The organism is Kutzneria sp. NPDC052558, assembly GCF_044547355.1.
Classification (GTDB): domain Bacteria; phylum Actinomycetota; class Actinomycetes; order Mycobacteriales; family Pseudonocardiaceae; genus Kutzneria.
In genome coordinates, this window is sequence record NZ_JBIUAG010000003.1 from 421,518 (window position 1) to 437,314 (window position 15,797).

The 15,797-nt window shown below is 66.8% G+C and carries 18 protein-coding genes; 15 read left to right on the plus strand and 3 right to left on the minus strand.

What is annotated here, in order from left to right:
- Window positions 1-300 carry a hypothetical protein gene (locus ACIG5F_RS08500; RefSeq protein WP_396516783.1) on the plus strand — a complete coding sequence of 100 codons (300 nt, stop codon included), beginning with the start codon at window positions 1-3 and terminating at the stop codon, window positions 298-300.
- Between the two features lie 235 nt (window positions 301-535).
- Here ACIG5F_RS08500 and ACIG5F_RS08505 read toward each other — a convergent pair whose 3' ends face one another.
- The gene (locus ACIG5F_RS08505) at window positions 536-1,195 is read right to left on the minus strand and encodes a hypothetical protein (protein WP_396516784.1); all 660 of its coding nucleotides are present in this window, start codon (window positions 1,193-1,195) and stop codon (window positions 536-538) included.
- Window positions 1,196-1,530: 335 nt separating this feature from the next.
- A complete protein-coding gene (locus tag ACIG5F_RS08510; RefSeq protein WP_396516785.1) occupies window positions 1,531-1,917 on the minus strand; it encodes a helix-turn-helix domain-containing protein in 387 nt (128 codons plus the stop codon).
- A 548-nt stretch (window positions 1,918-2,465) separates the two neighbouring features.
- Here ACIG5F_RS08510 and ACIG5F_RS08515 point away from each other — a divergent pair.
- From ACIG5F_RS08515 to ACIG5F_RS08570, 12 genes are all read left to right on the plus strand, one after another.
- Entirely contained in the window at window positions 2,466-2,762 is a 297-nt protein-coding gene (locus ACIG5F_RS08515) for a hypothetical protein (protein WP_396516786.1), read from the plus strand.
- Window positions 2,702-3,301 carry a hypothetical protein gene (locus ACIG5F_RS08520; protein ID WP_396516787.1) on the plus strand — a complete coding sequence of 200 codons (600 nt, stop codon included), beginning with the start codon at window positions 2,702-2,704 and terminating at the stop codon, window positions 3,299-3,301. The genes ACIG5F_RS08515 and ACIG5F_RS08520 overlap by 61 nt, the downstream gene beginning before the upstream one ends.
- Window positions 3,302-3,538: 237 nt before the next feature.
- Window positions 3,539-4,180: a hypothetical protein gene (locus ACIG5F_RS08525; protein ID WP_396516788.1), complete on the plus strand. Its 642-nt coding sequence runs from the start codon at window positions 3,539-3,541 to the stop codon at window positions 4,178-4,180.
- 650 nt (window positions 4,181-4,830) lie between these two features.
- On the plus strand, window positions 4,831-5,142 hold the full coding sequence (locus tag ACIG5F_RS08530) for a hypothetical protein (protein ID WP_396516789.1): 312 nt from the start codon (window positions 4,831-4,833) through the stop codon (window positions 5,140-5,142).
- A complete protein-coding gene (locus ACIG5F_RS08535) occupies window positions 5,139-5,672 on the plus strand; it encodes a hypothetical protein (protein WP_396516790.1) in 534 nt (177 codons plus the stop codon). The genes ACIG5F_RS08530 and ACIG5F_RS08535 overlap by 4 nt, the downstream gene beginning before the upstream one ends.
- A complete protein-coding gene (locus ACIG5F_RS08540) occupies window positions 5,669-6,061 on the plus strand; it encodes a hypothetical protein (RefSeq protein WP_396516791.1) in 393 nt (130 codons plus the stop codon). Before ACIG5F_RS08535 ends, ACIG5F_RS08540 begins: the two co-directional genes overlap by 4 nt.
- Window positions 6,058-7,038, plus strand: coding sequence for a hypothetical protein (locus tag ACIG5F_RS08545; RefSeq protein WP_396516792.1), 981 nt, complete (start codon window positions 6,058-6,060; stop codon window positions 7,036-7,038). Before ACIG5F_RS08540 ends, ACIG5F_RS08545 begins: the two co-directional genes overlap by 4 nt.
- An 805-nt stretch (window positions 7,039-7,843) precedes the next feature.
- Window positions 7,844-8,128 carry an HNH endonuclease gene (locus ACIG5F_RS08550; protein WP_396516793.1) on the plus strand — a complete coding sequence of 95 codons (285 nt, stop codon included), beginning with the start codon at window positions 7,844-7,846 and terminating at the stop codon, window positions 8,126-8,128.
- 55 nt (window positions 8,129-8,183) lie between these two features.
- Window positions 8,184-8,402 (plus strand): hypothetical protein, encoded by a 219-nt coding sequence (locus ACIG5F_RS08555; protein ID WP_396516794.1) that lies wholly within the window; start codon window positions 8,184-8,186, stop codon window positions 8,400-8,402.
- Window positions 8,403-8,561: 159 nt separating this feature from the next.
- Complete coding sequence (locus ACIG5F_RS08560; protein ID WP_396516795.1) at window positions 8,562-9,896, plus strand: HEPN domain-containing protein; 1,335 nt, start codon at window positions 8,562-8,564, stop codon at window positions 9,894-9,896.
- Window positions 9,897-10,019: 123 nt separating this feature from the next.
- On the plus strand, window positions 10,020-10,385 hold the full coding sequence (locus ACIG5F_RS08565) for a hypothetical protein (RefSeq protein WP_396516796.1): 366 nt from the start codon (window positions 10,020-10,022) through the stop codon (window positions 10,383-10,385).
- Window position 10,386: 1 nt separating this feature from the next.
- Window positions 10,387-12,063: a Terminase gene (locus ACIG5F_RS08570; protein ID WP_396516797.1), complete on the plus strand. Its 1,677-nt coding sequence runs from the start codon at window positions 10,387-10,389 to the stop codon at window positions 12,061-12,063.
- Window positions 12,064-12,096: 33 nt separating this feature from the next.
- On the opposite strand, the gene ACIG5F_RS08575 is transcribed toward ACIG5F_RS08570, so the two are convergent.
- Entirely contained in the window at window positions 12,097-13,524 is a 1,428-nt protein-coding gene (locus tag ACIG5F_RS08575; RefSeq protein ID WP_396516798.1) for a hypothetical protein, read from the minus strand.
- A gap of 147 nt (window positions 13,525-13,671) precedes the next feature.
- On the opposite strand from ACIG5F_RS08575, the gene ACIG5F_RS08580 reads away from it, so the two are divergent.
- Together ACIG5F_RS08580 and ACIG5F_RS08585 are read left to right on the plus strand one after the other, a co-directional pair.
- Window positions 13,672-14,997 carry a phage portal protein gene (locus ACIG5F_RS08580; RefSeq protein ID WP_396516799.1) on the plus strand — a complete coding sequence of 442 codons (1,326 nt, stop codon included), beginning with the start codon at window positions 13,672-13,674 and terminating at the stop codon, window positions 14,995-14,997.
- Between the two features lie 7 nt (window positions 14,998-15,004).
- On the plus strand, window positions 15,005-15,796 hold the full coding sequence (locus tag ACIG5F_RS08585; protein ID WP_396516800.1) for a hypothetical protein: 792 nt from the start codon (window positions 15,005-15,007) through the stop codon (window positions 15,794-15,796).
- Window position 15,797: the final 1 nt, after the last annotated feature.

Consider the following 15,797-nt stretch of genomic DNA (forward strand, 5'->3'; position numbering starts at 1 on the left):
ATGCGGCCCGCTCGATTCAATGACTACCTGTTCGGCCTGCTTCAGCAGGCGAACCACCAGGGCATCGCCAAGGTTGAACCCTACGATGCCGCCGGGCAACGAAACATCCGTGTGGTGGGCACGGACGGAATCACTATCGAACTGATGGCGGTGGGCTCCGCCCCCAGTGGTGGCGACCCCTGGCAGAAGCCAGAGAAGATCGTCACGAAACCCGGATACGAGCCGCGCCCGATGGGTGATTCCTATCGAGAGTGGCAGGAACCCTCTATCCGTGCGTATCACGAGCAAGCAAGGGAGTAGCCATTATGGCGGGTGGCGGAAAGTGTCCCGACTGTGGGCAGCGCGCAGCAGCAAATCCCGGTGACGAGATCAACTCGCACCAGGACTTGAGTGGTGAAACGTGCTCGGGCGTAGGCAAGACCGCCGAGTGATATAACGGCCAGCGTGCCCCCGGTCAGAAATGGCCGGGGGCACGCTCGTATTCCGGGACCCGCGTAGGCTGTCCGGCTGGCGTTCCGCCGAGGCCGCCCAAGTCTCAGTAGGCGGTGACGCGGGGCCAGGTCTGCGGCGGTGCGTGCGTCACGACCGCCACGGCCTCCAACCGGACGTCTTCCGCCACGCCGTAGCGGGCGTCCGTCGGCGCGTCGTCGAACGTGTCAGCCACCCACAGACTCCCCACGGCCAGCACCGCTACCGCCGCCCACCAGTGCGCCTGCCGGCGGCCCGCGTACAGGAGCTGGCGGCCGGGACGGCGTGGGCTGGCGGCTGCTGGGGCCGGCCTCGGCGTGGCGGCCGGCAGGGCCAGCGACTCATCGGCACCGATGACCGGGGGACCGCCGGCCGCCGTCGCCAGTGTGGTCGCTGCGGTGAGCTGGTCACCGATCACCAGCGGCCCCCGGTCGGTGATCACGGTCAGCACCACGCGGTGGTGCCGCCGCAGCAGCGCGGCCGGCAGGGCGATCCTGGGCAGGGTCGCGCACGCCGCGCCGCCAGCGACGTCGTAGCCGGCCTGGTCGGCCCGCCGAGGCGGACTCGGTAGGGGCAGCGCCGGGCCGGCCTTGGCGGCCGGCTGGGCGGCCCATGCCTGAAGCCGGCGCACCAGCCCGACCGTCAGCACCTCGCCGCGCCGAATCAGAACCGTCCGGGTGCCGTCTGGATTGACCCGGGCGACCCACGGTCTGTCCAGTCGGTCCACTATTCGAAACCTGCCGTAGTCCACTGTTTCCCCTCTGCATGGACCCCGGGCTGTCGCGCGGGGGTCCATCCCCGTCTGCCGTGCCCGCCGACGGTGGCCGGTCGGGCCGGTTCACGCTGTGAACGCTGTGTATGCGCTCCCACTCAACCCGCGCAGCACGGGAATATCAACTACGGCAAGGGAAGTCACCCGGACGGCCCAAGCGGCCAATGCCGAACGCGCCAGCCGCGTGACTCCGCGTGTGTCCACTTGAGACGGTCGTGCGTAGTTCTACGCACCCGCCCGCCGTCGACCACGTACACGCACGCGACCGGGCACGTACACCGGACGATCGGCTACGTAGCGCCTCGGCCGGCCTCTGACTGGGCGTCGCTCCACTCCGCCGCCGCCGCGACCTGGTGCAGGATCAGGGACTGGTACTGCTGCGGCATTCGCCGCAGGTGCTCCAACAGCTGTCGTTCGTCGTCTGTTACCGCCGGGGGCGGGTCGCCCGCGTGCAACTCCGGTATGCCGGCCTCCTCGGCCAGCGCCCGCGACACCCGGTTGACCGAGGTACCCAGCGCCTTCGCGATCGTCTCGATGGTGTCCAGAGTGGGATACGTCCCGCGTCGTGCTCCCGATCCCCCGATGTAGCGGTGCAGGTTTCCCTGCGACACACCCGCGTCCCGCTCAATCTGGCGGACACTGCGCCCGCCGCCGCACTCCAACACCAACGCGTCCACCGGCTTTGACGTGTCGAACGCAACCTCATCGTCCCCTAAGGACTCGCACGGAACACGCGCGTCCGTGCGCTGGCTGTCACGCCTCATGTCGTCCCCTTCACATCCGCCCAGCCCCGTAGGCGGCCCGGTGCCGTCCCCCCATAGGCGGCACGTGCGGCATTCGCCGCACCTCGGATTGACCCCCGGACGGCCACGCCGTCCCCTGGCATCCTCCCATCCCTGCGGCGCGGTGTCACCCCGCGCAACACAGGTGCGGCATTTGCCGCCTCGCTTGACAACACCGTGTGAGGTGATCACTGTGGAGAAGTGGACGGCACAGTGGCCGTCCGCGTGCCTGCGGCATTGCGCCGCAAGGGAACTAGCCACCGGGGAGGGGGGCGAAGTGTGGGTGACGCGTGTCCGCAGTGGCCGATTACCGGCCGAGCGTGGGTTTCTGCATCTGCTGTCCGCATGGCTGGCTGCCTTATCCCAGGCCGCCAACCGTCCAACCCATTCTCGGCCGTCGGGGAGGCGGCCCAACCATGCCTATCCGAGTCACAACATCCACAATGGACGATCCGGCGGCTGCGGTCGACATCGACCACTACGCCGCTCATGTCGACATGCTTCATCAGGTACAGGAGCAGATCACGCGACTGTCCAAGCTGCGGGGAGACCTCCAGGCCGACATCAAGCGCGCCCTCGGGGACGCCGAGGTGGGGCTTATCGCCGGCCTGCCGGCGGTGACCAACCGCACGACGTTGCGCACGTCGTTGTCCGCCAAGGCCGTCAAGCGGCTATGGCCGTGGGTCGCGCGGGCGTGCTCGGAGACGCGGCCGGTGACGACGTTCCTTCTGGTGTCATGACCGAGGCCGCGCGCCGGGCCACGGTCTGCCGGTTGTGCGGCGGTGAGCTGTGGGACGTTGTCGGGCGTGGCGTGCATCCGCTGTGCGCGGACGAACGTGAGTTGTGGTGGACGGCGGCCGACATCGGCGCGGCGGCACGGATGGTCGCCCGCCGCGCCGAGCCGCGCAAGCCGCTACCCGACAAGGACTCCGCCGAGCCGCCGAACGCGGCCGTGAACGCGGTGTGCTCGCTGCTGGTCGGTGACCCGTCCAACCGCCGGTCCCTGGAGGAAGTGGTGTACGCGATCGTCCGCAGCGCCGCCGATGACATCTTCTGGCGCACGACCGCGAACACCATGCGCCCCTACATTCCACACGCGACGAACCCGGCGATGGTCGGCGCGACGGTGAGAACCCTTGTACAGAAGGGACTTCTCGTCTCAACCGAACGCTTCGTGCCGTGCGACGACCGAACCGCGGGCAACTTCGGCAAGCCGCAGCGCGTCTACGTTCTGAACGCGGACCTGTTGGAACGCATGATGTTCGGGGGCGATGAGTGATGGGCGCCGCAACGTCCCAAGTGGACTCAGAGGCGGCGCGGCGCTGTGTCCGGGGCGAGGTGGTGGCCGAACAGGTCAGCACGCGCGCCCGTGAGTTGGCGGTGTGCTGGTTACACCGCTGCGGGTGGACGGACGCCGAGGTGGCGGCCCGCACCCGCATGTCCACCTACACCGCCGCCCGCATCCGCACCCGGATGCGGTTGGCGGCCAATCGTGTTTCTACCGGGGGGATGTGTCATGTCGGGTGAGTTGGTGGTGGCGGCCGAGGCCGCCGAGGTGTCCACGCAGGATGAGGCGGTGGCCCGAGCGGAGCGGATCCGGTCGGGACTTCAGACGTTGGCGCAGCTGGAAACCGACATCATCGCCGCCTATCAGCGTCGTGACTGGGCGCGGCTGGGCTACGGGGCGTGGGAGGAGTACGTGGCCGGCGAGTTCGGCGGGCACCACGTGCGGCTGCCTCGGGCGCAGCGTCAGGAGGCCGTGGCCCGGCTACGCGGCGAGGGACTGTCCACACGCGCCATCGGCGCGGCGCTGGGCGTGGATCAGCGGACCGTCCGACGTGATCTCCCCGCCGATGCCGGGGTGGTCGCCGGGCGGGTGGTCGGTGTGGACGGCAAGGGCTACAGCGCCCCTGAAACGCCCCGTGCCGTGCCCACAGGGCCGGCCGAGGTCGAGGCGTCGCCGGCCCCTGCCGCGCCGCGTCGCCGGCCGCTGGCCGTGCAGGCGGCCGAGGCCGCCGCCGCGTTAGACGCCGCGTTGACGCGGTGGGAGGCCGTCACCACCGACACGCGGTGGACGACCCAGCGCGCCCGCATCGCTGACGCGCACGCCATCACGTTCGCCCGCGCCGCTGAACTACTCGGCCGGCTGGACGCCTAGCCGGCCCGTCTGCCCCGAGGTCATCACCGCGCCCGCTACGGGTCCGGTGACGGTCTCGCACGCCCTTTTCCCTTCCCCACAACAGGAGGACAGCAGCATGACAACCCACACCGCCGGGCCGGTGGGGTGCTGACATGGCTACTTTCCCACTCTCTGACGGGCTTTACGCCGATCCCGCGTTCCTCGGTCTCTCCGGTGATGCCGTCGCGCTCTGGACGCGGTCCGTGTCCTGGTCCACACACCATCTCACTGACGGATGGGTGCCGACCTCGGCTCTGGCCGTGCTTCAAGTCCACGACGAACAGACCCCGGCCGAGCTGGTGGCGCGCGGCATCTGGAAGCGAGCACGCGGAGGCTTCCGCTTCACCGACTGGCCGAGGCAGGCCAGCAGCGACTACGTGGAAGCGAAACGGGACGCAGACCGCACCCGCCAACAGCGTCGGCGCACGTCAACCCCACCGCCGTCACGGCGTGACACACGCGTGACACCGCCGCGAGTCGCGGCAGAGTCGCCTGTCGGTCACACCCCTTTGATCTTTAGTAAAAGACAAGAGATACAAGATAAAGAACACCAACAGACTCCTTCGTCGTCTGTTGGTGCAAGAAAGCGAGCGTGCCGCATCCCCGAGGACTTCACCGTCACCGAGGACATGATCAGCTGGGCGCGGCAGAACACCCCGCTGGTGGGCCGGACCGACACGGACCAGTTCGTGGACTACTGGACCGCCGCTAGCGGCAGCCGAGCATCCAAAATGGACTGGCCGGCAGCGTGGCGCACCTGGATGCGCAAGGCCCAGCGCGACGCCGAACGCGACGCCCAGGCCCAGGCCAGGCGTCCCCGCCCTGCGGCCGGCGGGCCTGCGCACGGCGGCTACGCCAGTGCCACGGATGCCAACATCGCCGCGTTTCTCGGCGGCGGCACCGCGACCGGGCCGCTAGCCCTGACCGAGGGGAAACCATGACAGAGCAGGAGATTCGCGCCGTGTTGGCGGTGGCGATGGCCTACGACAACCGCAAGCCCGGAGACGCCAGCGTGGCCGCGTGGCTGGAGGCCGCCCAGCGCGGGCGGTGGGCGTTCGATGACGCGGTGGAGGCGGTGCACGCGCACTTCGCCGAGTCGACCGAGTGGCTTATGCCCGCCCACGTCACCCAGCGGCTACGGGCGGCGCGGTCCGGGCCGGCGGCGGTGGCCGAGCTGCTGGCGCTGCCCGCCGCAGCACCCACTACCCCGGAGCGGGTCCGGTCCATCGTGGACGCCGTGGCGGGCCGGTTGGGCTGGGTCCGCGCTGCGGTCGACCCCGCCGCGCTGGGCGTGCTGGACCAGGCGTGCCCGCACTGCCACGCCGGACCGGGCCGCCCCTGCACTCGGGAGATCGCCCGGGGCCGGCGACGCGGTGAGCTGGTGCCGCTGGCCGCGCCGCACCCGTCCCGATCGCACGGCCGGACCACCGCCTCAGCCTCTGCCTCGGCCGGTTCGGGGTGGACAGCGTGAGCGGCACCGACCGGGAGATGTCCCCGGCCGAGGTGGCGGTGTTGCTGGGCCTGGTGTCCCACCACGACAGCCGGACCGACACCAGCGACGCGGCGGTGACCACGTGGCGGCACGCGCTAGCCGGCTACAGCCTCGGCGAGTGCCAGGCCGCCGTCATCGCCCACGCCCACACCAGCCCCGACACGCTCACCCCCGCCAACCTGATCACACGCATTCGCGCCGCGCGCCGCACCAAGGGCGACCGGGAGGCGTTGCGCCGCAACAGGTTGAACGCCGAGGAGAACGCCCGCGCCGTGGCGACCATCCATCGTGGAATGGCCAAGGTCAGGGCCGCCATGGGCTGGTCCGCGGAGCCTGGCGCCACAGCTGAAATGGAGCAAACCCGTTGAACCACAACGCTTCGACGACCGTCGCTTGTGTACTGGGGTGCCGTGCGGCATCGGGCCGGCCGTACCCGGCACAGGCCGGCTACCTGACGTGCGACCCGTGCGCCCTGGAGCTGCGGGCCACCCTGCGGGAGTTGGTGGAGCTGTACGCGCTGACCGAGGACGCGGCCGTTCCCGGTGCCGCTGACGTCGGTGTGAGAACCAGCTCCGGATACGGGCCGCGTTCGCCGGCCGTGGACGCGGTGGTGGCGCTGACCGACCCGCGCAGCGCCACCGAGGATGGCGAACCCGTTGGCGTGCTGGGCGTTCTGAGCACGTGGGCGGACACCGTCCGGGCGGACACGGGCGTGCGGCCGGCGCTGACCGAGGCCGAGCGCCGCGATGGCGCGTTGCTGGTGAACTGGTTGGACTGGGTCGGCGCTCAGCCGTGGGCGGGCGCGGTGCTCTCGCAGCTGGGCGCGCTGCGCACGGAGGTGTCCGGAACCCTCGGCCTCGGTCAGCGGACCGTGTCCGGCGAGGTGTCGTTGTTGGTGAACTGGCTGGATTGGATCACCCGTCAGCCGTGGGTGGCGGATCTGGCGGCCGAGGTGACGTCTCTGCATCGCCAGATGCGGGCCGCCTTGGGGCTGCTGGACAAGTTCCTTCCGGTGGGACAGTGCCCTGTGGACACGGGGCGCGGTCGCACCTGTGGCGCGGCGCTGCGGGTGCGGGTGGGGGCCGCGCGGATCGTGTGCCGTGTGTGCGGGACCAGTTGGCCGCGTGCGAAGTGGGACACGCTGTCGGTCGCGCAGGGCACGCCGTTGTCCGACACGGCCGAGCTGTCCGCGTGGCTGGGCGTGCCGGCGGGGACGCTGCGGCGGTGGCGCAGTGAGGACAAGTGGACGCGGCACGGCGACAAGGCGCGGCCGCTGTATGACCGGGCCGAGGCGTTGGCGTCGTGGTCCCGGCGGCGGGCGAACGCGGCGGCCACCAGCGCGTGAGGCGCGGCAGATGCCGCACCTGGCAAGGGAAATCTCACTCGTCAGGTGCGGCATGTTGTCCGATGTGGCGCTGTGCCAACAAAGTCCGTGAAGTCGCTTGCCTCTGACCAGCACCGAACGTACTGTCGATCACGTTGGTGGTTTGTGTCCCACCCCCCCGGACGGAACCACCCGCCCACGGTTGAGCACCCCGGCGTTGACTTCCCCCCGCGCCGGGGTGCTCCCGTTCCAACACCATGACGCCGTCGCCGATCGAGCGACATCAGGAAGGTCAACCGGCCTACCGTGATACGGTTTACGCCGCCAGTAAAGGCAGGGCGGCCCGGTTGAGGGACCGGACCGCCCCGTGGGTCACTTGCTCCTGTCGCGCAGGATCGCAGCAAGTACCCGGAGGGCGGGCGCGGAAACCCACACGGGAACCGCGTTCGCCTCATCTAGTCCGCGAAGGCCTTCCATCACCAACGTGATGATGATCCTCACGGACTTACTGACTGGCCTCAACCTCACTCCTCTCCGTTGTTCCCCCTTCCCCAGAGAGGGACACCGGGCCGCGCAAGGGATCCGCCGTCAGCGGAGCAGAACCTACCGCACCACCACGGCCACTCCGCGCAGTCAGCGGACTTGATCGCCTGATGGTGCGCACCATCATCACTCTGTGTTTGATACTGAGACATATCACGAGTAGATCGGTGACCGCCGTCACGCCGCCAAGCGCTCCGCCGCTTCAGGGCTGTGATGTCTGCACGTGCACGCGCCCTTCCGCAGTGGACGCTCCGTCAGTCTCCCGGGTGAGGGGTGGTCGGACATGGGTTGGGAAACCAGCGACCGGGCCGCCCGCCTCCCGCCGGGTTGGTCCCGCGTTCGCGTCCAAATTCTCGCCCGCGACCCCGTGTGCCGCGTATGCCGGCGGCGGCCGGCAACCGAGGTGGACCACATTCAACGGGGCGACGACCATCGCCCGGAGAACCTACGCGGGGTGTGCTCCCCGTGCCACGCGTCCAAATCCGGCCGCGAGGGCGGGCAGGCCGCCGCAGCGCGCCGCGTGCCGGCCCGCCGGCCGCCCGAGAAACACCCTGGATATCTCCGATGAATGGGAGTGAATAGCAATGCGAGTGCGTCTGAATCAGGCCCTTGGTGGATGTGACATGGGCGAGGTGATCGACCGGGACGACGCGGCGGCGGAGTGGCTGCTGTCCGCCGGCCTGGCGGTCGCGGTGCCCGAGCTGGTGGACGACGCCGGGCAGGCCGGCTACGCGGACGGTGAGAGCGACCAGGCGGCCACCGAGACCACGCCGACCGGGGAAACCGCAGCGCCACCAGCGGAGAGCAAGACCGGGCCAGCCCCGTCGTCCCGTCGGCGGTGACGGTCGGTGACCGGGGTGGGGGGTGACCCCGGTCCGGCAACGACCAGTACCGGTACGTCATAGCGCCTCGCTGTCTGTATGAAACTCGGGACCAGTGGCCGGTACGATGTCCCGTCTCAGCTGTGACTTCGATACGGGGTCGCGAACGTAGGAGCCGCCGTGATTGAAACAAAAAACGAAGTAACTGCAAGGTGGGTTCTCCCCGCGTTCACTTCAATGAAATACTACGGCGTCGTAACGTTCGATGGTCAGATCCTGCTAAAAATAATTCTGGGCTCGATCGAAATACCGGCATCAATCACGAATCACATCCCCTATGCGGAGACCGCGGGAGGCTCCCGAACTGTACTTTTTGACGGATACCTAGTCGAGCTGCAACATGGTGAAGCTACATTTCGATTCGATCATGCGATACTGGGTCTTTATATTTCGGACGTTGATCACGAAAACAACTCACCCATTCTGGTCGCATCCATGACGTTTCGATTTGACATACTCGACAAGTGGGCTATTCGAGGCGCTGCTGACCGAAGTACGGACGGCGACGTGTTGAATATCCGGCACAGTATTCCCGATCCGATCGTCGCAGATATTGACGGTGGCACCGTCTCACTGGTTACCACCAAGACGGAGAGCTTTGGCACACTGAGCTATTCCTACTCATATGGCAATCTGCTGTACGTGGAGCTTGCTGAGCCATGCGCGCCGGAAACTGTTTGGCGCAAGTATCAACGAGGCTTGCGCTACCTACTGTCACTTCTGACGTTCTGGTTGCCTGAAACGCGGCCCGTTCATGTCACCGCCGGACAGGCTGGAGAGGATCCGCGTAGGTGCGTGATCGTAAATGGCGTCACACACGAGGCCGTTCGGGCCAGCTATGTCACTGTGGGAATCGTCCCGGCCACCTTCAATGAATTGCATTTTCCGGCCGTGCTAACGAAATGGTTTGAGCTTGTCGACAAATACGACTCCGTTCTAGACTTGCTCTTTGTGACCGATGTTGACGAAACTGCGGCCCTAACGAGCAGGTTCTTTAGTGTCGCATCTGCGGCCGAGGCGATGCATGGCGCATTGTTTCCAGACTCAAAGAAGCGTAGTGCTGCGGACACTGCAAGAGTGCGGCGTATCGCCAAGGCGGTCAAGGGTTCGACAGATACGGAGTCCGGTGACGTTCAATGGTTGCACGGCGCGGTAGGTCGAGCACACGAACCCTCGTTTTCGAAGCGTCTTGGGGAACTGTTTGAGTTCGTCGGGCAACCCGCCCAAGCGATTGCAAACGGTGATGTTCAACAGTTTTGCGCGGACGTCGTTGAGCTGCGCAACGATATTGCACACGCGAACCCTATTACGCAGACCGACTGGGATATGCGCCGACTACAGGTCGGCGTTGACTTGCTAATGCGGCTTGTTGCTCTACGGGAACTGGGTTTTACTGACCATGAACTGTATCGAGCCACTGATGCTGTGCGAACAAACATATTGACGCCAATCTAGCTAAACAACTTATCAAACGCACAATTAAATAGTGAACCGGGGGTGGCGATGGCGCTCACTGGAAGGCCGCCAAGCGGGAATGCGCGGAACCGCAACCCGAAGGTGTACGACTGGATCACAGTGGTGGCCGTTCCCTACACCGGTCCCTCGCCGGACCTGCCGCGCCGTGGCCGGGCGCGCTGGCACCCACAGACCGTGGCGTGGTGGGAGGCCGTCCGGCACATGCCACACGCGTCGCTGTGGACGGACACGGATTGGTGGTTCGCGGCGGAGACCGCCGTGTTGGTGGATGAGTTCTGGAGGGGTGAGTCGGCCCGCGCGGCAGAGATGCGGCTGCGGTCGGCCCGCCTCGGTCTGACCTATGAGGACCGGCTGAAGCTGCGCATTCGGTACGTGGCCCCGGCCGCCGACCAGCCTGTTGCAGTGGTGGACCCGGCGGTGGTCACCCGGTTGTCCGACCGGCGGCGCAGGCTGGCCGAGGAGACCTGACGTGCCACGCGAACTGGTCTACGCGCCCGCTCACGACCGGCGGCGCTCGCTGGGCTGGCTGGCCTCGGCGTGGGTGGAACACTTCGGCGTGCACGGCCCTGGCGACGTCCAGGGCGACCCCGTCACCTTGGATGACGAGTTCGCGGGGTTCCTGGTGGACTCCTACGCACTGGGGACCGCTGGGAGGCGGCTGTACTCCCGGGCCGCGCTGGTCCGCCCGAAGGGCCGCGCCAAGTCTGAACTTGCCGGCTGGCTTGCCCTGTTCGAGGCGTTCGGCCCCGCCCGCTTCGCTGGGTTCGCCGAGGGCGGGGAGGTGTTCCGCTGGCGAGACTTCACCTACGAATACCAGGCCGGCGAACCCATGGGCCGGCCCGTCACCTACCCCTACATTCGTTGCCTGGCAACAGAGGAGAGTCAGGCCGGCAATACGTTCGACGTCATTCACTACAACCTGACCGAGGGGCCGCTGGCCGAGGGGTTGCCGACCGGGGCCGCCGGCCTCACTCGCGTGATCATCCCCGGCGGCGGGGAGATCATCCCGTCAACCGCGAGTTCGTCCGCAAAGGACGGCGGGCGCGAAAGCCTGGCGGTGTTCGACGAACCTCACCTCTACACCACGGCCGAGTTGCGGCGGATGTTTCGCACGGTGGACCGCAACCTGCGCAAGCGGCGGGACGCCGAACCGTGGGCGCTGCTGACGTCCACGATGTACCAGGCCGGCGAAGAGTCCACGTTGGAGGAAGTCGACCGCCAGGCGCAAGCGATCCGGGAGGGACGCTCCCGCGCCTCCCGGCTGCTGTGGGACCACCGGGAAGCGCCGGCCGATGTGGACCTGACCGGCATGTCGGCGATGGTCGCCGCGCTGGCCGAGGCATACGGGCCGGCGGCCGAGTGGATGGATCTGGCCGGCATCGTCGAGGCCGAGTTCTGGGACGTCACCAAAAGCGTTGAAGAGTCAAGGCGGTACTTCTTCAATCAGCGCGGGGCGTCGGCCTCGGCGTGGGTGGCAGCGCAGGAGTGGGACGCGTGTGGACTGTCCCACCGTGAACCGGTGTCCCACGGCGACACCATCGCCATGTTCTTCGACGGGTCAAAGTCGGACGACGCCACGGGGCTTGTCGCGGTCCGGATCTCCGACGGCCACCCGCTCGTGTTGCACGTCCAGGAGAAGCCCGAGGGGCCGGCGGGCAAGGGATGGCAGGTCGACCGGGCCGAGGCGGACCGCGCGGTGCGGGACGCGTTCGAGCGGTATGACGTGGTGGCGTTCTTCGCCGATGTCCGCGAGTTTGAGTCCTATGTGGACGCTTGGGCGCCAGCGTTCGCCGACCGGCTACTGATCGAGGCGACCCAAGGCCGCAACCATCACGCGGTCGCGTTCGACATGCGTTCCCGCACGGCGGAGTTCACCGCTGCGGCGCAGCGGTCCTTGGTGGACATCCGCGACCAGTCCATGACCCACGACGGGGACCGCCGGCTACGGCGGCACGTGCTCAACGCCCGCCGCGCCCCGAACCGCTACGGCGTGTCGGTGGCCAAGGAAGGCCGCGAGTCACCGCACAAGATCGACCTTGCCGTTTGCCTGATCGGCGCGCGTCACGCCCGCCGCCTGGTGCTCGCCTCGCCCGCATGGGCCAAACGCAACCGCAAGCGCGCTGGCAAGCTGCGCGTCTTCGTATAGGTAGACACTTCCTGGCGTGCCCAAGGCGGCGCATTAGTCGATGGAATAACGTTCAGTGCCGCCATCGAGGTGCGATTTCATGTCTTGGTCAATCGAGCGGGCAATGACACTGGCATCCCCACGCATCTGACTTAAGAATTCAAAAACAAGAGCAGGGTTGTTGAGTATATCGAAACGCCTGTTTAGCTCAAGCGCCTGCGCTTCGTCAATGGTATTGACAACAACCCTGCCGGCGGTTTTTACTATCACTATATTGTCAATCCTTACTACAGCTTCCGGTTCATTCTGAACTGCATCCAAGAGATTCTTTACGGCTTCAGATCTCGATTTGGATATATCGGCCGCCACCTTTCCTGCGGAATAGAGCTCCACGGCCGCTCCAATCGCTCGCTTCTTGTTGGCCATAGCCTCGCCATTGGCCGCGCGGCTGAGCTTGATTCTCAATCGCTGAAACCATGACCCAAGTATGGGAGGCTCTTCTTCAATCGCGGAAATCCCGAATGCGTTGAGCGCTTCGACTAGCGCTTCCTTTAGTCGCTCACCATTTTTGGCGGACGTGTATACGCTCACTTCGGCCTCGCCGCTCTCCTTGTGGGAGAGAATCTCGAACTCGCTACGCACAGCTATATAGTTGTTGAAACTACGCCCTTTTTCCCGCATGTACCAGGAGATTTGAGCGTCTTCGTTCAAGCTCTTGGTGTTTGAAAAATTTTGAATCAGCGGAGGAGGAAACTTGAAGTTCTCAAGCAGTCCTTCGACTTCCTCTCCCGCCGCCTTCGTCCTTCTTTGATCAGCGGTCTCGTCCCTCCTTATGGCGATAGCGGGCAGGTCGGTATTTGCATCCATTTCGCCGGGCGCTATGGTAAGGTCTGAATTTGACACCGCGTCGAGCGGGAGCACTCTAACGCGTGCGGATTCAACATCAATTACCTCGCGCAGGAAGTCGAGACGTTCCTTGATTTCTTCTCGCCCGCTACCGTGAAGGTGTTCGTCGAACAGCTTGTTAATTCTTCTCAGCGGCCAAGTATCGCCTATGTTCAGGCTTACGATCGTTGCGAAGACCGCTCGCACGATGTCCATCTCAAGAGCCTTGGTCGGAATGGGACCCAGCTCGGCCGCCTTGATCGGGTCGGCGATTCTCCATGTCGCGCTAACCTCAAAAAGCCTCAAGGGCCAGCCATTGAGGCTCTCCCTTGTGGTTACATTCAAGTTGTGTCGACTAACGTCGACGGCAAAGATTTGCGACGCACCCTTGCCGCTGAGGTCGAGAGAGTCAAGGTTCAACAACTTGCGATAAGCACCCCCTTGTCGATAGATCAGACTTGGCATAGTTGTCCTCTTGGAGAGATTGGCGAACAGTTTGCCTATGCCCTCTATTTCACGAGGAAGGTTAAAGCTTTGAATCAAAGGTTGAGTGAATCCGGCAACTTCGCCACTGTCGGCCATCTCGTTCTCCCGCACTTAGGTGACCGTCCATGTTGTCATTCGAACGGTGCGCGCGGACTACTCCGTTCGAATGAACGGTGCGCAGTCGTATGCCACGTTCAACTCGTCCGGCGCGCGTGATGCCGGCCCCGCTTGCCCGGTGCTAGCAAGGAGGAGCTTCCTGTGCCTCTCAGCCAACGGGATGCGACCGACGTTGCCGCTCGCATCATCGCCATGTGGCCCGACCAGGACCGCAACGAGCACGTGCACCGCTACGTGCAAGGGCACCACGACTTGCCGTATGCGCCCAAGACATCCAAGGCGCACTATCTCTGGCTGCTGCGGAAGTCCCGAACCAACTGGTGCCGGTTGCTGCTGGACCTGATGGCGCAGAACCTCTTCGTGGACGGCTACCGCACGTCGTCCACACCAGAGGCCGCCGAGGGCGCGGGGTGGTCCTACTGGACCGCGAACCGTTTGGCGCGTCGGCAAACCGGCGTCCACCGTGCCGCCCTGGAGTACGGCCATTCCTTCGCGGCCGTCACCCCGGGCGACCCGGTCCCGCTGGTCCGAGGCGCGTCCCCGCGCACCATGACCGCCGTGTACGCCGATGAGTCCACCGACGAGTGGCCGGTGTACGCCGTGGCGCGCGGGACGTCGTGGGGGCCGAGCGGCCCGGCGCAGGTCTACCGCCTGTACGACGATCAGGCGGTCTACTTCCTCGCCGGGGACGAACGGACCGGGGAACTGTCCTACGTGGAGACACGGGAACACGGCCTCGGTGTCTGCCCGGTCGTGCGGTTCAGCGACAGCGAGGATCTTGACGGAGAACGGCCCGGCGTGGTGGCCCCGATCATCGATGTCCAGGACCGCCTCAACCTGTCGGTGTTCCACCTGCTGATGGCGCAGGAACACGGCGCGCACCGCCAGCGCTGGGCCGCCGGCCTGGAGTTGGACGACGGGACGGAACCGCCGATCGGTCCGGACCGACTGTTGCACTCGGACAGTCCCGAAACCCGGTTCGGGAGTTTCGACGCCACCGATTTGAGCGGCTACGTGGCCGCGCTCGAACAGGTCCTGCGCCACCTCGCGGCGATCACCCAGACCCCGCCGCACGCGCTGATCGGGAGCCTGACCAACCTGTCCGCCGACGCCTTGGACGAAGCGGAGCAGGGTCTACAACGGCGGGTCGGTGAGCGGCGAACGTCCTATGGGGAGTCCTGGGGGCAGGTGCTGCGGCTGTGCTCGCTGGCGGCCGGCGACACCGCCGGCTGGTCGGACATCGCCGCCGAGGTCCGGTGGCGGGACACCGGTTCCCGCTCGCTGGCGGCGGTGGTGGACGCCTGGGGCAAGGCCGTCACGATGTTGGGCGTGCCGCAGCGGGCGACGTGGGAACGGCTTCCCGGCGTCACCGACAACGACGTGAAGCGGTGGGAGGACATGCCCGCCGAGCCGGACGGCAACGCCCTGTTGGCCGATGCCCTCGGCCGCGCCACCAGGGGCGGGTGAGGCGGTCATGGCGGTGCTGACGGCGGAGCGGATCACCGAGGACTACCGGCGGGCACAGGTCAAGGTGGCCGCCGTGACGGTCGCGAACGTGCTTGCGCTGTGGCCGCTGCTGGACCCGTTCCGCCTCGGGGACACTGTGGACGATTGGCTTCGGCAGGTGCTCGGCGTCGTCGACCGCCAACGCGACCGTTCGATTTCCCTTTCTCAGCAGTACTATCAGCAGCTGCGGACTGTCGAGGTAGGACGGGCCGCGGGGCGCCCGCGACCCCCGGCGCCCACGGATCCCAAGTGGACGAATCGCACCGTGGCCAGCGTGCTCGCCACCGGGCCGTCGGCCATCAAGTCATTGAGCGGCAACGGAATTCCCCCGAAGGTGGCGGCCGATCGGGCAGCGTCCGAAGTGGCCGCAGCGGCGGCCAGGCAGGTGTCCAACGCGGGCCGCGCGGAGGTGGAGCGCACCGCCCGCGCCGACCCCGTCGCCGTTGGCTGGCGGCGGCAGACCAGCGCCAACCCGTGTTTCTGGTGCGCGATGCTGGCATCCAGGCCGGTGTTGTACGACACGAAACAGACCGCGTTGGGCGGTCGGCCGGACGCCTACCACTCCGGGTGCCTGTGTGTCGCGGTGCCCGTGTTCCGGCACGGGACGCCGTTGCCGGACCAGGCCCAAGCGTTCGGTCAGTTGTGGCGCGCGTCCACCAGGGGCACCGCCGGCAAGGCGTCCGTGAGGGCGTTCCGCCGCGCCTACTACGCCCAGCAGAAGGCCGCCCAGCAGTCGGCGGCCCCGACCCTTTCCGAGTGAT

Excerpts from the sequence above, each read along its gene's own strand:
- ACIG5F_RS08500 (WP_396516783.1), top strand. The coding sequence starts at position 1 with ATGCGGCCCGCTCGATTCAATGACTACCTGTTCGGCCTGCTTCAGCAG.
- ACIG5F_RS08535 (WP_396516790.1), top strand. The coding sequence starts at position 5,139 with ATGACAGAGCAGGAGATTCGCGCCGTGTTGGCGGTGGCGATGGCCTAC.
- ACIG5F_RS08585 (WP_396516800.1), top strand. The coding sequence starts at position 15,005 with ATGGCGGTGCTGACGGCGGAGCGGATCACCGAGGACTACCGGCGGGCA.
- ACIG5F_RS08530 (WP_396516789.1), top strand. The coding sequence starts at position 4,831 with ATGATCAGCTGGGCGCGGCAGAACACCCCGCTGGTGGGCCGGACCGAC.
- ACIG5F_RS08555 (WP_396516794.1), top strand. The coding sequence starts at position 8,184 with ATGGGCGAGGTGATCGACCGGGACGACGCGGCGGCGGAGTGGCTGCTG.
- ACIG5F_RS08515 (WP_396516786.1), top strand. The coding sequence starts at position 2,466 with ATGGACGATCCGGCGGCTGCGGTCGACATCGACCACTACGCCGCTCAT.
- ACIG5F_RS08550 (WP_396516793.1), top strand. The coding sequence starts at position 7,844 with ATGGGTTGGGAAACCAGCGACCGGGCCGCCCGCCTCCCGCCGGGTTGG.
- ACIG5F_RS08525 (WP_396516788.1), top strand. The coding sequence starts at position 3,539 with ATGTCGGGTGAGTTGGTGGTGGCGGCCGAGGCCGCCGAGGTGTCCACG.